The sequence below is a fragment of the Streptomyces sp. NPDC003011 genome, from assembly GCF_053591515.1.
This window is the reverse complement of the sequence record NZ_JBSFTY010000029.1, coordinates 40,014-53,632: the sequence shown is the minus strand read 5'-3', so window position 1 is coordinate 53,632 and position 13,619 is coordinate 40,014. Positions and strand designations below refer to the sequence as shown.

Annotated in this window: 11 protein-coding genes and 1 pseudogene; 9 read left to right on the top strand and 3 right to left on the bottom strand. The window is 69.8% G+C overall.

What is annotated here, in order from left to right; translation table 11 throughout:
- Nucleotides 1-58 precede the first annotated feature (58 nt).
- The 4 genes from ACWD0J_RS16850 (at nucleotide 59) to ACWD0J_RS16835 (ending at nucleotide 2,797) form a co-directional block, all read left to right on the top strand.
- A complete protein-coding gene (locus ACWD0J_RS16850) occupies nucleotides 59-730 on the top strand; it encodes a hypothetical protein (RefSeq protein ID WP_451496564.1) in 672 nt (223 codons plus the stop codon).
- A 118-nt stretch (nucleotides 731-848) separates the two neighbouring features.
- Nucleotides 849-1,061 carry a hypothetical protein gene (locus ACWD0J_RS16845; RefSeq protein WP_451496563.1) on the top strand — a complete coding sequence of 71 codons (213 nt, stop codon included), beginning with the start codon at nucleotides 849-851 and terminating at the stop codon, nucleotides 1,059-1,061.
- Nucleotides 1,062-1,095: 34 nt separating this feature from the next.
- A complete protein-coding gene (locus ACWD0J_RS16840; RefSeq protein WP_451496562.1) occupies nucleotides 1,096-1,911 on the top strand; it encodes a hypothetical protein in 816 nt (271 codons plus the stop codon).
- Nucleotides 1,912-2,452: 541 nt separating this feature from the next.
- Nucleotides 2,453-2,797 (top strand): hypothetical protein, encoded by a 345-nt coding sequence (locus ACWD0J_RS16835; protein WP_451496561.1) that lies wholly within the window; start codon nucleotides 2,453-2,455, stop codon nucleotides 2,795-2,797.
- An 82-nt stretch (nucleotides 2,798-2,879) separates the two neighbouring features.
- Here ACWD0J_RS16835 and ACWD0J_RS16830 read toward each other — a convergent pair whose 3' ends face one another.
- Nucleotides 2,880-3,269 (bottom strand): hypothetical protein, encoded by a 390-nt coding sequence (locus ACWD0J_RS16830; RefSeq protein ID WP_451496560.1) that lies wholly within the window; start codon nucleotides 3,267-3,269, stop codon nucleotides 2,880-2,882.
- Between the two features lie 150 nt (nucleotides 3,270-3,419).
- Here ACWD0J_RS16830 and mobF point away from each other — a divergent pair, with 150 nt between their 5' ends.
- The 4 genes and pseudogenes from mobF to ACWD0J_RS16810 all read left to right on the top strand — a co-directional run bounded on the left by mobF (nucleotide 3,420) and on the right by ACWD0J_RS16810 (nucleotide 10,223).
- Nucleotides 3,420-8,231, top strand: coding sequence for a MobF family relaxase (mobF, locus tag ACWD0J_RS16825; RefSeq protein WP_451496559.1), 4,812 nt, complete (start codon nucleotides 3,420-3,422; stop codon nucleotides 8,229-8,231).
- An 11-nt stretch (nucleotides 8,232-8,242) separates the two neighbouring features.
- Nucleotides 8,243-8,509 carry a hypothetical protein gene (locus ACWD0J_RS16820; RefSeq protein WP_451496558.1) on the top strand — a complete coding sequence of 89 codons (267 nt, stop codon included), beginning with the start codon at nucleotides 8,243-8,245 and terminating at the stop codon, nucleotides 8,507-8,509.
- Between the two features lie 157 nt (nucleotides 8,510-8,666).
- Nucleotides 8,667-9,068: pseudogene (locus tag ACWD0J_RS16815) on the top strand (pentapeptide repeat-containing protein); the annotation flags it as partial.
- A gap of 201 nt (nucleotides 9,069-9,269) precedes the next feature.
- The gene (locus ACWD0J_RS16810; RefSeq protein WP_451496606.1) at nucleotides 9,270-10,223 is read left to right on the top strand and encodes a hypothetical protein; all 954 of its coding nucleotides are present in this window, start codon (nucleotides 9,270-9,272) and stop codon (nucleotides 10,221-10,223) included.
- Nucleotides 10,224-10,655: 432 nt separating this feature from the next.
- Here ACWD0J_RS16810 and ACWD0J_RS16805 read toward each other — a convergent pair whose 3' ends face one another.
- A complete protein-coding gene (locus ACWD0J_RS16805; RefSeq protein WP_451496557.1) occupies nucleotides 10,656-11,288 on the bottom strand; it encodes a hypothetical protein in 633 nt (210 codons plus the stop codon).
- 59 nt (nucleotides 11,289-11,347) lie between these two features.
- Complete coding sequence (locus ACWD0J_RS16800) at nucleotides 11,348-11,695, bottom strand: hypothetical protein (protein ID WP_451496556.1); 348 nt, start codon at nucleotides 11,693-11,695, stop codon at nucleotides 11,348-11,350.
- Between the two features lie 700 nt (nucleotides 11,696-12,395).
- On the opposite strand from ACWD0J_RS16800, the gene ACWD0J_RS16795 reads away from it, so the two are divergent.
- Nucleotides 12,396-13,571, top strand: coding sequence for a hypothetical protein (locus ACWD0J_RS16795; protein WP_451496555.1), 1,176 nt, complete (start codon nucleotides 12,396-12,398; stop codon nucleotides 13,569-13,571).
- Nucleotides 13,572-13,619 lie beyond the last annotated feature (48 nt).

Here is a 13,619-nt window from a genome sequence, read left to right as displayed (position 1 = left end):
CCGGGCCCGGGGCCGTGGCCCCGGGCCCGCTCCATCCCCACCACCAACCGGAGGTCATGTGTCCGCCGACGACGCCCGCCCGACCGTGCCCACGCTCCCGGACCTGCCGCACAGCGCGTACCGCGTGAGGGGAGTCGACACCGCCTTCCACGAGCCCGCCCCCTGGTCCGCCGCCCGCCTCCGTGCCGTGCTGGAACAGCAGAGCCAGCCGCTCGCCGTCCGGTCCGACGACCGGGGCCTGGTCTGCACCCTCGACAACCGTGAGGTGCTTCGGGCGACCCCGGCCCCCAGCCACTTCCACATCCGGACCTGCGCCGAGTGCGGCATGTTCGAGCGCGAGCACTGGTTGCCGCTGTCCTGCCGCAGCTTCCGCGACCCGGCGGGCGACAGGCGTCGCACGTACCTCGTGGACGTACGGCTGGCCACCACGGTCGAAGTGACGGCCAGCGACCCCGCATCGGTCGCCGACCTGCTCCGTGTGCTCGCCGGCGTGGGCGTGACCGTGAGCGCCGACGCCCCCGGTCTGGGCCTGGCCGAGTTCGGTGCCGCAACTCTCGACCTCAGCAGCGTCAACCTGCGCCAGATCGACGGCCAGGACACCGTCCTCACCTGCCGTTGCGGAAAGCCGCTCACGGGCAGCCTCGCGTTCCTGCGCGACTCCTACAACAACGCGGAGTGCCCCGAGTGCGCCACCCGCCGCGCCTACCCGTACGACGAACCGCCCTTCTGACCGGACCTCGTTCCCGCCGCCGGGGCGGAAGCCTCCGCCCCGGCCCGGCCGTCCCTCATCCCCTGCCCCCAAGGCCGCACCCGACCGGGGCGCCCCGCCATCGACACCGGAGACCACCGTGTTCATCACCGACCCCGCCGTCACCCTCACTCCGATCTCATGCCCGCAGTGCGGGAAAGGCCAGATGGTGATCGTCCTCGTGCTGGCCGTCGGCTGCTACGCCTTCGGCTGCACCAACGCCGCCTGCACACACCGCACCTGCTCCGCCGGACTGGGCCCGCACGTCCTCCGCGCAGGCATAGCCCATCACAAACCCGACACCCCCAACTGACCACCCGCCGCCCCGCCATCGACAAGGAGCCACCGTGACCGCCCCCGCCATACCGCTTGTTCTGACCGCCTCCGGCATCGCCGCCTCCATCACCCCGGCCGACGCGTGGGACCAGTTGAAGCGCATCTGGCACCCCGAACCGTTCACCTTCGAAGCGGCCGCCATCGGCGAGGACACGGTCACGATCGCGTGGGTCCGCACGTTCCCGGAATGCGGCTGCACGGCCCAGGTCTGGGCGGACAACGGAATCGTCCTCGACCCCCACCGCCTCACGACGACCGTCTACACCCCCAAGGGACAGTGGTCGTACAACGGCAAGTTCGAGGAGGACTACTACGTCAACCCGCACTACTACGAATGGGACGAGCCCGAGACCTTCAGGACGCTACGGGAGGCAGAGGACGGGGCGCGCGCCCAGCACCTCGATGTGTGCCGCGACTACCAGCACTACGCCGGGCCGTGTGAGCGCTGCGGCGTCCCGGCGTACGAGCACGTGTCGGAGCTCTCCGGCATCGCGGACCGCTCGGAGAAGGCGTGCGCGCGGTTCCGTCGGGACTACACGTTCGGGATCCCGCCCACGCCCCAGCTGAACGCCTTCAACCGGCCCTGCTACCCGTTCGTCGGCATGGACGTGCCGGAGCTGTGCGACCACATCGAGGTCGCCGTCGCGAAGGGATACCCGATCACCGACGTCCAGCGGCAGGCACTGGAGGCCGCCCGCCACCCGAAGCTCGGTGACGGCGTCGACTACAAGATGCTCGACGACCAGATCCGCGTACTCGCGCGAGGCTGCGAGGAGCATCTACGCACGATCGGCGGCATGACCGCCATGAGCCAGGCCGCCCCCTAGCCACCGCTCAGTGTCCCCTGTGGAGGGCGCCATCCCGGCGCTCCCCACAGGGGACACCGGCATGTCCGCAATCCATCTCACCGTCGCGGACTCCCGGGCGGTGGTGGCCTTCACACGCGCGCAGACCGGCAACGCGCGGCACCGTACGGGTAGCCCTGCGGTACTCGCTTCGCTCCGTTCCTTCGGGGTGCCACCTGAGCCCCGGTGCACTCTCCCGGCCGGCCGTGGCTGACGCCGTGGAAACGACATGGATAGCGTGGCTGATGCCGGATCGGGGTTGCTGGAGACATACGCGCGCCAGCCCGTTCGGCTCTCCCACCACGGTGGCTGACTTTCGGTGGTACCGGTCGTCAGGGGAAGGTGATTTCGCGGCTTCAACTGAGACGCCCCTCGCCCCTGCCCGGGTCGACATGCCCCACCCTCCCGTGCGTTCTCGCGTGCTGCGGCACCGTGAGCAATCGGGTCTGGGTGGGGCATTTCTGCGTTCTCGAAAAGGGCCCGTCCCCGGTAGCGTCCCGCGTCCACGAGCACGTTGTGCCGGATGACGGGAGGGCCAGCCGTGCAGCATCTCGGCGGTGAAATCGCAGTCGAACAACTCACGCCCGCGTACATCGGAAGCGCCTACGAGGTGCAGCGCCCGGACGGCACCCGCATCGGGTTCGTGCTCGCGGAGTACGAGGTGCTCGCCACCAAGGACGGCAGCCCTGAGTGGTCCCTGATAACCGAGCGCGGGGTACGCATCCGGGTGGACGATCCCGCGGCCACGAAACTGCGCTGGCCGGTGCTGACCCCCACCGTTCCCCAACAGGCACCGACCGCGACCGCAGCCACAGCGGCGCCGGGCGCCACGGGCTGGTACCGCCCTGCGCCGGGCGCCCAGGGGTGACCCTGCCCCGCCGTGGCGGTGCCCCACCCGGCGCCCGGCCGGCTCACTGCTCCTGGACCGCGCGGCCCGGGCCCAGTTCGGCCTACGTCCCGGCCACCACACCCGATGGACGGCCCTCCAGCGAGGGCTGCCCGCCGGGGCGTGCAGGGTCAACGGAAGCCTGGGGCGGCGCCTCCGCGTCACCCTTGGCGCGGCTAGCCTTCTTGCCGCCGGACGGTGTGAGCGCCTTCAGGCGGCGTATCTCGCGCGTCGGTTCGTCGACGCGCTCGCCGATCTCCGGGATGCCGCAGCCCAGCGCTTCCATCTCACCGGTGATGCCTGCCAGTTGCCGATCGCACTCCTCCCGGATCTCCAGAAACCTGGTCGCGAGGTCCTGCAGCTGGGTCTCGCGTTTCGCGTACCCCGCCGACAGTTGGCGAGCCCGCTCGCGGGCATCGAGTCCGGACGCCGAGGTGCGCCGTGTTGTCCCCATCGTGATCCCCTTGATGCCGGTGGCTTTCTACCCTCGGCATGTTGCTCCCTCAGCTTCGTTTCGCCAGCCGTCACTTGCTCCCCGTTCGTCTGCCTTCTTCTCCATCTGCTCCTTCCTTCCTCCCAGCTGGCGGCCGTCTCGTCGATCTCGTTGCGTCACACCTCTTGCATTCACAAGGTCACAAACTATGGTGATCTCATGATGACCATCCACAAGCTCACGGCTGGGGATGGCTACCGGTACTACCTGCGCGAAATCGCAACCGGTGACGAGCGCCGCCAGCCTGGCGTGCCGCTGGAGCAATACCAGGCGGCGCGGGGTGTACCGGAGGGCGTGTGGATGGGGGCCGGCGCGGCTGCGCTCGGGCTTGAGGGAACGGTCAGCGAGCCCCAGATGAAGGCCTTGTTCGGGGAAGGGCTCCATCCCAACGCGGACTCCCTCATCGCCGACGCGATAGCCGCCGGGGCGAGCACCCGTGACGCTCTGGAGATGGCCAAGCTGGGCCGTCGCTTCTACCGGTACGACCAGGACTGCGGCCCGATGACCGCCCGGATCCGAGAAGCCGTCGCGCAGCAGGAGGACGAGCTCGGCCGGCCGTTGAGCGATGAAGAGCGCGCTGCCGTCCGCCTCCAGGTCGGCGCCGAAGTGTTCCTGGAGGATTTCGCCCGGGCACCGGCCGACGAGAAGGAGCTTGAGCGGTTCATCCGTGCCCGCACCGGCGGTGGACAGCAGGCCGTGGCTGGCCTGGAGTTCAACTTCGAGGCACCCGAGTGGATGAGCAAGGTGGCCTTCGGACTGGGCGACGAGGAAGCCTGCGAGATTGTGATCCGGGCGCACGACCAGGCGGTGCGCGAGACGCTCGCCTGGATCGAAGAGCACGCGCTGGCCACCCGTACGGGTACGAACGGGATCGCGCAAGAAGACGTGATCAGCGGCCTGATCGCAACACGCTGGCGGCACTTCGACAACCGGCTGGGAGAACCCGCACTCCATGATCACGTCGTTGTGTCGACGAAGGTTCAGAGTGCCGACGGGCGGTGGCTCAGTCTGGACGCGCGACTGGTGTACGCCATGGGCGTCGCTGCCAGCGAGTTCTACAACCAGCGCGCCATCGAGATCGCGTGCGGCGGCCTGCGGGTGCGGACGGAAGAGCGCGAAGTGTCCCCCGGCCGTCGGCCGGTGACCACGCTGGCTGGCGTGCCGGACGTAGAGGCGCTGCTGGAATCTCGCCGCTCGCGCGCGATCCGCGACCGCACCCTCGAACTGGTCGACGCCTACCGCGCGGAGCACCACCGCGAGCCCGACATGCCCACCTTGATCCGGCTCGCGCAGCAGGCCACCCTGCGGACCCGGCCCCCCAAGAAGAAGGCCCGGTCACTGGCAGAACTGCGGGCGAGGTGGCGGACCGAAGCGGTGGAGCTGCGGGGTGCGCAGGCGGTCGACGAACTGCTGGACACCGCCCGGGCGGCGGCCGCCGAATCCGCCGACGACGCCGCGGCGGCGCTGCAGTCGGCGGATGTGGCCGAGCTGGCGGAGGAGGTCCTCGAGACCGTCTCCGAGCACCGCGCGGTCTGGGGCTACCGGCATGTCATCGCCGAGGCCCGCCGGCTGGCAATCCGGCTCACCGGAGGCCAGGTACCGGCGGGTGACCTGCCCGACCGGGTAGCCGCCGCCGTCCTGTCCCCCGGCCAGTCCGTGGCCATCAACCCGCCCGAACTTCACGCACCGTTCGCGCCCCTGCAGCGCCGCGACGGAACGAACATCTTCCGCCGCCGCGAGCACGAGCTGTACACCTCCGAGCCGATCCTCGCAGCCGAGCAGCGCATCGTGAACGCCGCGCAGACCGCGGTCATCCCGGCCGTGACCCGGCATACCTTCGCCCGGGTCGCCCGGCACTTCCAGGGGCCGCCGCTGGACTCCGGCCAGCGGCGCCTGGCCGCCGAGTTCGCCTGCTCCGAACGGCTCGTCGTAGCAGCGGTCGGCCCGGCCGGAGCGGGCAAGACGACGGCGCTGGTGCTCGCAGCGGACGCGGTAGTGGAAGGCGGCGGACGACTCATCGCGCTGGCCCCGTCGTCGCGCGCCGCGAAGGTGCTCGCCGACGACGTCGGCTGCACGGCGCACACCATCCACGGATGGCTGGACGTGCGGTCGCGGGCCGCCGCCGAGGACAAGGAGCCGTCGGAGGCGTACATGCTCGGCCCGGGGGACGTGGTCGTCGTGGACGAGGCGGGCATGGCGGGCACCCTCCGCCTCGCACGGGTCGTCGCCGAGGCGGAAGCGGCCGGCGCGGTCGTCCGCCTGATCGGGGACCCCGCTCAGCTGGCGGCCGTGGAATCAGGGGGCGTCCTGCGCTGGCTGCACTCGACGGTCGGGGTCATAGAACTCGAGCGGCTCCACCGCTTCCGTACCGACGGTGAGGCACGCGCCTCGCTGAAACTGCGTGAAGGAGATCCGGCCGAGGCCTTCGACTGGTACCTGAACTCCGGACGCGTGCGCGGCGGTGACTACGAGGCGATGGTCGACGACGTGTTCGCCGCGTGGCAGCGCGACACCGAGGCCGGGACCAGCACCCTGATGGTCGCCGACAACGCCCGCGCCGTCGCCGATCTCAACGCCCGCGCGCAGGCCTTCCAGCTCGCGGCCGGGCATCTCGACCACCAGCAGGAGGTCGTCGTACGCGGCGGCGTGCGCGCCTACGCGGGCGACGTTCTGGTGACCCGGCGCAACGAGCGGCGCCTGTCGGTCCTGGGCGCGCGCGACTGGGTGAAGAACGGCGACCTGTGGCAGGTGGAATACCGGTTCGCCAACGGGGACGTCGCCGCACGGCACACCGGGCACGGAGGGCGGGTTGTCCTGCCCGCCGACTACCTCGCCCACGAAGCGGAACTCGGGTACGCGACCACCGTGCACCGCGCGCAGGGCGTCACCGTCGAGCGGTGCCACGGACTGCTCACCGAGCGCACCAGCCGCGGCTCCGCGTACGTCGCCGCGACCCGAGGTCGCTCCTCCAATCAACTGTACGTGGTGTGCCCGCACGATGCCGACGTCGGCGGCGTACTGCAGTCCATCGCCTCCAGCGAGCGCCCGTCCGTCTCGGCCCACGAAGAGATCCGCAGCGCCCAGGAGCGCACCACTTCGCTGGGACAGTTGGCCGCCGAGTACGCCGAGGTCTACCGACGCGCGAGCGTGCAGCGACTGCAGTTCCTGGTCCGGGCCGTCCTTGGCGGCCGGGCCGAGACAGTGCTCAGTGCCGCAGGATGGCCACGCCTGGAGAGGGCCCTGACGGATGCCGAGGACGCCGGGTGGCGCATACCGGATCTGGTGCGCGCCGCGTGGCCTCGGCGTCGCACCCCCGAGGAAGTACGCGACCCGGCGCGGGCACTGCTGGAGGCTGTCTCCGGCATCGTCGAGGCCGGGACCACCGCCCGCAGCGCGGCGGGTTCCCTCGCGCGCCTGAGCAGCATCCAGTTGGAGCAACTGCTGGCGCTGGCCGAGCGGTCCCGCTCGGCGGCCCTGGAGGCGGTCTGCCGCGCCGACGCGACCGCCGCCTCGCTGCCCCGCCCAGTCACGGTCGCCGGGCGGGAGGCCCCGGCCTGGCCGGCCCGCCCGCATGGTTCGCTGTCCCGCTCCCGCCTCGCCGCGGCGGTCACCACCGCCCGCCTTCACTACCGCCGTTGCGCTCCCCAGGAGCGGTTCACGGCCGCCGAGGCACTCAAGGAGATTCTCGCCGAGCAGCAGTTGAGGTCTGCCATGCGGTGGATCGACCGCGCCCGGGAGGACTACCAGCGCGAGCCCCGGCCCGGCGTGTCACGGACCCCAGGCTTCTTCCGCATGAGGGCCGCGCAAGGTCCCGCACGCCGGAGCGCGGCTCGTACCCGACTGCGGCGGGCCGAGGCGGCGGCGGCACGGATCCGGGCGGAGCAGCACCGCCGCGCGCTGCTGCCGCACGGTCCTGCCCGGGCGTGGAACGACCTCGCGCCGCTGCCTGACTGGCTTGCGCCCGCGCCGCTCGTGTCGGCAAGTGACACCCCGCGCGGGTGGCGAGAGCACCTCGCGGAACGACGTCGGGTTCTCGAGGATCAGCTGCGCGCGCACGGGCTCGCGCTGGCGGCCGCGCCTCCGCCCTGGAGCACGCCGCTCGGCTCTCCCCCGCCGGCCGGAGCCCGGCTCCGGCCGGTGTGGGAGCGCACCGCGGCGCTGGTGGCGGCTTGGCGCCAGCGGCATGCGGTTCCCGCATCCGTGCCGGGTATCGGTGCGTGTCCACGGCCCCGGCGAGAGGCAGACGCGTGGCGCTCGCTTCGGCACCGGATCGACCTGCTGCAGCGGCGCGCGGCGATGGCAGCGCACGGAGGGGACACTCCTCCGGGAATCCCGCCCTCGACCACGGGGAGCCTGTCTTCCACCGACTCCGCCAACCAGAGTGCGCGGCGCCTGCGAATCGCGCTTCAGCAGGCGCACCTCGCCGTCGCCGCGCTGACCAGCGCGCTGCCGGCACTCGACGGCGAGATGTTCGCCAGGGCCGAAGTGTTCGCCGACGAGGCGCTCCGCCGCGTGCTGGAGGGCGAAGCGTCGGCGGCCCCGTGGGTCGATCACCTGCCGCCGCCCGACCCTGAGGACAGCGGTTTGCAGGAGCAGTGGAAGGCCGTCATCGCAGCGGTCGCCGCCTACCGCTGGACGCAGCACATCGAGACCACCGAGCCGCTGGGTGATGCCCCCGATGCCACCGAGGCGCGGGCCCAGTGGACGGCGGCGCAGAGCGCTCTGGAGGAGCTGCAGGGCGCCCACGTCGAGCGGCGACTTGCCCGCCTGCGCGAGCAGCGATCCGCTCCCCCGGCGGACGCGAGCGGTCCCGCCGCGACGGCAGGCAGCCGCTCCGCCGGCCGGGCACACCCGTCGGCCAACGACCCGCAACACCGTCACCGCCCACCGCGCCCCGGCGGCCCAGGCCGCCCGCGACGCTAGAGGAGGACCCAATGGAGAACCACCCCGAGTTCGCATTGAACAACGACCAGCTTGCCCGTCTGGAGCGGCTGCGCGCGAAACGCGAGAGCGACCCGTTGTCGCAGCAGCTGGCTGCGATGGACGCCGAGTTTGCCGCATCCGCGAACAAGGACGACACCCGCGCCCAGGAGAACCATGAACTGCGCAGGCTGGTGACGATCTACGAGACGATCATCGCCGGAGTGATCAACGGTGACATCACCGTGGACGTACTCAGGGGAACGCGGACCGACGTCTGAAGCAGGCGGCGGCCGTCACGAAGGTGGCGTTGAAGACGACCGTCGCCTGGAACCCTTCGACTCGTTTCAGCGCCGGCACCCGGACAACCGCTGGACCACTCGAATGCTCGGTGTGTGAGCGGCCCACGAGGATCTCCCGAGTGATTAATAGGGATCTGTGACGGACCATTCGCCCCCCTCCTGGCCACATTGCGGCGAGGGTGCAGACCAGACTGCGGATCCGGTTGGCTGCACCGGCATCCGTGTCTCCGGCTACACCAAGTGCCTGACACACCTCTCATCGCGAAGGCGTCGCCGTTACCTGGCTAGCCTTAGTCCGGGCTCCAACGTTGACCTCCGCGGCACAACGCTCAACCCCTTTCTCCTAAGGAGTCTTCTCTATTCCGTGCTCGACCTACAAAAGAAGCGTCCCAGGTTCGGGGATGCTTTTTTTGAGAGGGCCACATTCACGAGTGCCGGTGACGAATATTGGAGCTTCTATAGAGCGCAATTCGACGGCGTAGCGGATTTCAATCACGCACACTTTGAGGGCGCGGGATCTTTCGGTGAGGCTGTCTTCAGTGATCTGTACTTTTTTGGGGCCACGTTCGACGGTCACGCCTCTTTCCACCAGGCCACATTTGGCGAGCGGGTCAGAGCCCTAGGTCCGCTTGTGTGCACCGACGCCGTTTCATTCTCTTGGGCAGTGTTCGAGGGGCCAGTAGAGATCATGATTGTGGGGTCCGAGGTAGATTGCTTCGCAACTCGATGGGACTCGACCGTGACGCTTCGCCTGCGCTATGCCGCCCTGGATTTGACTGGCGCAAAATTGTCCTCGTCTACAGCTGTTCAAACGCAGCCTTACGCATTCCATGTGGACGAGCCGGTCGACGAGCAGGCCGTGGCTGATGCCTGCCCTCCGGGCATCCCTTCGACTGCTCGCCTCACCTCGATCCGATGGGTTGACGCTGCACATCTGCTACTCACAGATGTCGACTTGTCCGAATGCGAGTTCAGCGGAGCATTCCACTTGGACCAATTACGGATGGAAGCATGCAAGTTCGCTGAAACCCCACTCTCATGGCGTTGGACCCGAAGGAAGGTCCTAGCCGAGGAACAGCGCTGGCGTGGCTGGAGGCCTCCACCAGAACAAGATCTCAACAATCCACTTTTACGGCCGGGCGACTCCGATGTATCGGCCTCCACTTATCGGCAACTTCGCAAAAGTTTCGAGGATGCGAAGAACGAACCGGACGCAGCGGATTTCTACTACGGCGAAATAGAAATGCGCCGCCACGACAGGCGTCGCACGTGGGCCGAACGCGCCCTTCTGACGCTTTACTGGGCCGTCTCCGGCTACGGACTGCGAGCATCACGAGCCTTTCTCGCACTCCTCTTCTCCATGGTATTGACCGTGGTATTGCTGATGTGGGTCGGACTTCCCGTTGAGTCCCGAGGTCTGCGGACCAAGGGTGCGGTGACCGCCGGCCAGGGCGTCGACGTGACCACGGAAGCCTCCGGGCCCGGCGGAGCGACACCGGGGCCGCAGCGTGACCGATTCACCTGGGAGCGAGCGAAGCAGGCCAGCTTGACCACGATCAACTCCGTGGTGTTTCGCTCTGCCGGGCAGGACCTGACCCTTCCCGGCACCTATGTCGAGATGACCTCACGAGTGGTGGAGCCGGCGCTGCTGGCTCTGGCTCTCCTAGCGGTTCGAGGCCGGGTCAAGCGGTAGCTGGGCTGGCGTTAAGAATGCAGCGGGTTAGCTGTGACCTTGGGAGTCGGAGGCTTCGCACCCGCCCCAGCAGCGCCTGGATCACCTGGGGAGTATCACTGAACGCCCCGCCGCGCCAAGTGCCCCTGCCGCAATCCCAGCGATCCGGTCCAGCCGCGTGTACTTGCTCCCCGGTGGCTGAGCCTCCGAGTTCGACGAACCTGTTGGTGTCCGTCCGGGACCCGGCCAGCAGTCGTCCGGCGGTCCGTGTCACCGCGGAGGGCGAAGAGAAATTGCGCGACGCCGTGCCCGGTCTGCGGGTGTTCGGCCGTCGCGTCGGTGAGCCGCTCTCCGATTTAACCGAGCTGGCTCCCGGGTTCACCGACCTCGCACCCCAGCACGTCCGGCGCCGGTCTGCATCGCGACGCAGCTCGCGCCGTTGAGTGCCGAGTGTCAGCGGGTCCAGGTGACTCCGGCGGACGCTGGGAAGTCCGGGTAGCCAGAGCCGGACCATGCGGCACCGGTCACGGTGGCCCCGGGGTCGGCAAGGACCGGTTTGCATGTCTCGTACGAGGCGCCGGGCCCGAACTTCGTGGTTTTCGGGTAGCTGTCGCACTTGTCGAAGGTGCCGATCACCAGAAGCTCGCGGGCTGCTGTGCCGTCCTTGAGCAGTCCGGTCGGCGGCTCGAGGAAGGAGTGGGACAGGTCCGTCGTGCCGGCGTTCTTGATGACGGCGTGTACGTAGTACGGCGTGGCCTCCAGGGCGTCACCGCTCAGGCCGGACAGCTTCTTCAGGTCCGCTCGGCTGCCTTTCTCGATGCGGGTGACCGTCACCTGCAGAGTGCCCTTGTGGTCGCCGCTCGTGTACGTGAGCAAGGTCGGTTGTCCCAGTTTCGCCTTGGTTCCGGGCGCTGCTGTGCCGTCCGCATTGGTGCTTGATGTCGGTGACGGCTTGGGGCTGGGCTTCGCCGGGGCGGCGGAGCGCGAGGTGAGCGTCTTCGTCGCCGTGCTGTCGTCGTCGGAGCCGCACGCCGCGAGCGTGAGGGCGAGGACGATGGGGAGGCTGATGGCCGCTGTTCGGGTCATGTGAGGCATCGGTCGTATGTCCTGTTCGTTGTATGGGCGGCAGGGTGACGTGTCGCCGTTCAGGCGCGGCGCGGAGCGCCCGCTGGTGTGCGATCGGGATGGGGTGCGGTTCTGGGACGGCTGACGGCGGGGAGCGGGGCGAGGTTGACGGCGGTTGCCCGGGCCTTGAGGTGGAACCGGCGCAAAACGTCGTTCAGTAGCTGTTGCGCCCGCTCGGCCTGGCCTCGTACTTCGGCGGCGGCCTTCTTGTGCTGCTCACACCGAGCGCAGTACAGGTTGGGCGGCGAGGGGCGGCGGGTGCCGCACGAGCGGCATCGTCGTGTCGTGGGCTGCTCCGGCTGCGGCCAGGCCAGCGGCAGCGTGTCCTGCGGAATGTTGCGGTGCCGGGCCCGGACGCGGTTGCTCATCACCGTTACTCCTGGGTGCGAGGTCGGCGACGGGGGGCGCCCGGCCGATGGTGGACAAGTTCGATCTGTGCTTGCGCGTGGCGGCCATTCAGTAGGTCGGGGCGCCGGCGAGGGGGCGCGACGGGACGGGGCCGTGTCTGGCGGCGGGCGCGGAGGAGGATCTCGATGAGCATCTGGTGGAAACGTTGGAGCTGGTCTCGTCGGCGTTGTTCGGTCTCGTCTTCGTCGGTCTGCGGGGTTGGTCTCGCGGTCGGCTCGGGTGCCGGGCGGCGGCCGAATCCGGGCCGGTTTCCGTGCAGCCACCAGCCTGGAGTCTGCGGCGGGTCCGACTGTTCAGGGCTGGGCATGGTCAAGTGCCGTTCGGTGTCGGCGTCTTGTGGCATGGACGCGTCTGGTTGGATGGGGGCGCCTCGCCGCCGTCGCCAGGAGGATGCCGATGCCTGCACCGTCGCCCGCCGAGCTTTCGCTGGTGCGTTCCCGATATCGCCCACGTTCGTGGGCCGCGTTCGGTCTCACAGCCGTTCTCGCGGCGGGATGCAGCGGGGGCGGAGGCGATGACGCGGACTCCGCCCCGTCCGAGTCCCGGCCGGTCCGCCTGGCTGCTCCTGAGGGCTTTGCCACCACATCCGGCTGGAGTACGACGACGGACGTCGCCACCCCCGATCGCACCACTGGCCCGGCCGAACTTCCGCTGGTCGCGGTGGCCGATCGCACTGGCCTCGTCGTCACCGCCCGGGCGGACGGTTCCAAGGTCACGGCCCGACGGCTCAGTGACGGCAAGACCGAGTGGTCGTACGCGCCCACCGCTGCGGTGGCCAAGGCGCGTGCCGCGGTCTTCGTGCAGCACGCCGGCGAACGCGAGCGGATCGTGCTGGTACGCGCCGGGGCGCAGGCGGGTGCCGAGAAGTCGGTGGTCGACGTGCTTCCGGCGGACGCACACGGCACCGCCAAGCCCGTCTACCAACGGGCTGTGCCCACCCCCGACGACACCGGCGTTGCGTTCGCCGCGACGCCGGGCGGCGTCGTCATCGGCCACGGAACAAGCGGTCTGGGGGCGGGGACCTTCGCCAGTGCCACCGAAGTGACCGGCAGCAAGGTGAGCACCGTCCGCCCCCAGAGCGGGCAGATATCGGATTGCACCGACGCGTGCGAGGCGCAGTCCGCACCGGCATTCACCACATCCGCGGGCATGGTCACGGTGTATCGGCAGGTCACCGGTTGCGACCGGTTCGCTCAGGGATCTGGAGCGGCCTGCACGCTCGGGTTCTCGGTCGGCTCCCGGTGGCAGTCGCCGACCACGGCGCCCGCAGGCTACGAGGCCGCAGTGCCGCTGGCAGTCACCGATTCCCACCTTGTGGCCGCGTGGCAGCCCCGTACGTCGGAGGCGGAGGAACCGACCGTCGCCAAGAACTCCCCGACGCTCTTCGCCGTGCATGACCTGACCACGGGCCGCGTCCTCGCCCAGGTCACGTGCACGAGCACGAGCAGCCAGCGGCTGCTGCCGGGAGGCGCCCAGCCGACCACACACCTCTCCCCCAACGGCCGGTTCCTGGCCGCGGGCCAGGTGGTGTTCAACCTCGCTTCCAAGACCGGGCAGTGCCTGACCGGGAAGGGTGCGCAGCAGGGCGTCACGGTAGGAGCCGTCACCGACAGCGGCGTTGTCTACGGTGTCCACCCCGGCCGCCCCGAGCCAGGCACCGCCGCCGACGCGTACGGCGCGTTGCCCGACGAGGGATCCGCTCCCGTCCGGGTACAGGCCGGCCAGGACGCCGTCCGCACCCTGCCGGAGGGCGCGGTTGTGCCCCTGTACGTGGCGCGCAGCGGCAGCGGCGTATTCGAGGACCGGGACATCGTCGCCGTCTACCCGGCCGGCTGAACGGTCGCCGGGACGGCGCATGACTCGAGGACCGTGGCGCCCGTCGGG